2 protein-coding genes and 1 pseudogene are annotated in these 2,511 nt (G+C 72.3%); 2 read left to right on the top strand and 1 reads right to left on the bottom strand.

All coding sequences use genetic code 11. From position 1 onward, the window contains the following. Positions 1–299: pseudogene (locus VGD70_RS01395) on the top strand (hypothetical protein); the annotation flags it as partial. A gap of 3 nt (positions 300–302) precedes the next feature. Here the strand turns inward: VGD70_RS01395 and VGD70_RS01390 are convergent. Then, complete coding sequence (locus VGD70_RS01390; RefSeq protein ID WP_331077245.1) at positions 303–950, bottom strand: alpha/beta hydrolase; 648 nt, start codon at positions 948–950, stop codon at positions 303–305. 136 nt (positions 951–1,086) lie between these two features. On the opposite strand from VGD70_RS01390, the gene VGD70_RS01385 reads away from it, so the two are divergent. Further along, the coding region (locus tag VGD70_RS01385) for an NAD(P)/FAD-dependent oxidoreductase (RefSeq protein ID WP_331077243.1) at positions 1,087–2,511 on the top strand (1,425 nt) is incomplete at its 3' end.

Genomic DNA, 2,511 nt, shown 5'->3' with positions numbered 1-2,511 from the left:
CCGCGCTCCTGACGCCGTTCGTGCCGACGTTCGTCGCCGGTGCCGCCCTGACCGCCTTCTCCGGCGGCCTGCTCGGGCTGTACCTGAAGACGCCGGGCATGCGGAAGGAAGGCAGCCTCGCGCCGACCGAGCAGGGCCTGGGGATCGCGAAGGACAGCTGGCTGGTCGGGATCGGCATCGGCCTGATGACCCGCGGGCTGATCGAGCGCAAGCCTCGGGTGACGGTGAAGAAGGCCGAGAAGTACGCGAAGAAGCAGGCCAAGCAGGCAGCCAAGGAGGCCCGCCGCACGGCGAGGTAGAACTCAGCCGACCACCCTCGCCGAGCCGGCCGCCTCCCGGAGGATCGCGGCCACATCGTCGGGATGGGTCTGCACCGTCATGTGCGCCGCCCCCGGCAGCTCCACCAGCCGGCCCCGGGGAGCCGCGGCGGCGAGGGCGGCGGCCCAGTCGCGTGGGCAGAGCCGATCGCGCGTTCCCCGGACGACGGTGACCGGAACACCCACCTCACGCAGCCGCCGGTCGATGCGGTCGGGCGCAGCACGGCGCCAGAGCGCCCGCATCGCCGGCGGTCCGGTGGACCACCACTGGGCGACGACGAGCGGCAGCTGCCACCAGGGCTCGGCCAGCGCGGTTCCCAGCCAGCGCCACACCAGCACACGAGCGGAGCGCAGCCGCGGGTCCGTCGTCGGCCCGAGGAGGACGACGGCGGCCACCCGCGGGTCCCGGGCGGCGGCGGCCACGACCACCTGACAGCTCTGCGAGTGACCGACCAGCACGACCGGTCCCTCACCCAGACCTGCGATCAGGCGGTCGGCGAGCTCCTCCAGGACCGGGACGGCGGCGGCGAGTCCCATTCCGGGCAGGTGCACGACGACTCCCGACAGGCGGTCCCGCACGCGGGCCGAGGAGCGTTCGTCCAGGCCCAGCCCCGGAACCAGCACGAATCGCACGGCGGACGACGACACCCGGACGGTCTACCGGTGTTCCGGGCCGACCGCGAGCCGGCGGACCGACGGGCAGACTGTGGCGTGGATCGCCCGGGCCCAGCCGGTGCTCGGACCGGCCGCAGTGGAAGGATGAGTCATCATGACGACTTCACCAGCGGGCCTGCCCGCCACCAGCGACTCGCCCGGTGGCCGCCCGCGGGTGGTCATCATCGGCTCCGGCTTCGGCGGCCTCTTCACTGCCCAGGCCCTGCGCAAGGCGCCGGTCGACATCACGCTGGTCGCCAAGACCGCCCACCACCTCTTCCAGCCACTGCTCTACCAGGTCGCGACGGGCATCCTCTCCGAGGGCGAGATCGCCCCGGCCACCCGGGAGATCCTCCGCCGGCAGGAGAACGCCCGCGTCGTCCTCGGTGAGGTCACCGACATCGACCTCACCGCCCGCACCGTCACCTCCACGATCCTGGGCCGCAGGACCGTCCATCCCTACGACGAGCTGATCGTCGCGGCCGGCGCCGGGCAGTCCTACTTCGGCAACGACCACTTCTCCGAGTTCGCGCCCGGCATGAAGAGCATCGATGACGCACTCGAGCTGCGCGGCCGGATCTTCGGCGCCTTCGAACTCGCCGAGCTGGCCGAGGACCAGGCCGAGGTCGACCGGCTGCTCACCTTCGTCATCGTGGGAGCAGGCCCCACCGGCGTGGAGATGGCCGGCCAGATCGCCGAGCTCGCCCACCGCACCCTGCGCCGCGACTTCCGCCACATCGACCCGACCACGGCGCGAGTGGTACTGCTCGACGCCGCCCCGGCCGTCCTGCCCTCGTTCGGCGAGCGGCTCGGCGACCGTGCCCGCCGCCAGCTCAACCAGAACGGCGTCGAGGTCCAGCTCGGCGCGATGGTGACCGACGTCGACGCCAACGGCATCGAGATCAAGGACGCCTCCTCCGGCGAGGTCCGCCGGATCCGCGCCGCGACGAAGATCTGGGCGGCCGGCGTCCAGGCCAGTGGCCTCGGTCGGATCCTCGGCGAACAGTCCGGCGCGGAGGTCGACCGCGCCGGCCGGATCTCCGTGCAGCCGGACCTCACGCTCCCTGGTCATCCGGAGGTGCACGTCCTCGGCGACATGATGGCGCTCAACCGGCTGCCCGGCGTCGCGCAGGTCGCGATCCAGGGTGGGCGCTACACCGCGGACCAGATCAAGCGGCGGCTCGAGGGCAAGGAGCCGCGCGGTCCGTTCGAGTACCACGACAAGGGTTCGATGGCGACGATCTCGCGCTTCCACGCCGTCGCCGACGTCGGCAAGCTGAAGTTCGAGGGCTTCCTCGCCTGGGTCATGTGGCTGGTCGTCCACCTCTTCTACATCGTGGGCTTCAAGAGCCGGCTCACCACCGTGCTGCACTGGCTGGTCAGCTTCCTCGGCCGGGGCCGGGCGGAGCGGGTGGCCACCCAGCAGCAGGTCTACGGGCGGCTGGCGCTGGAGCACCTCGGACCCGGCTGGGAGGCGACCAAGACCGGCGGCCCCAAGACCGCGGTGCCCGACGACGAGGACATGACCGGGCGCCAGTCG

It is taken from the genome of Actinophytocola sp. (genome assembly GCF_036402745.1).
GTDB lineage: Bacteria > Actinomycetota > Actinomycetes > Mycobacteriales > Pseudonocardiaceae > Actinophytocola.
The sequence above is the reverse complement of the archived record's forward strand: the minus strand, read 5'-3'. Positions and strand labels throughout refer to the sequence as shown.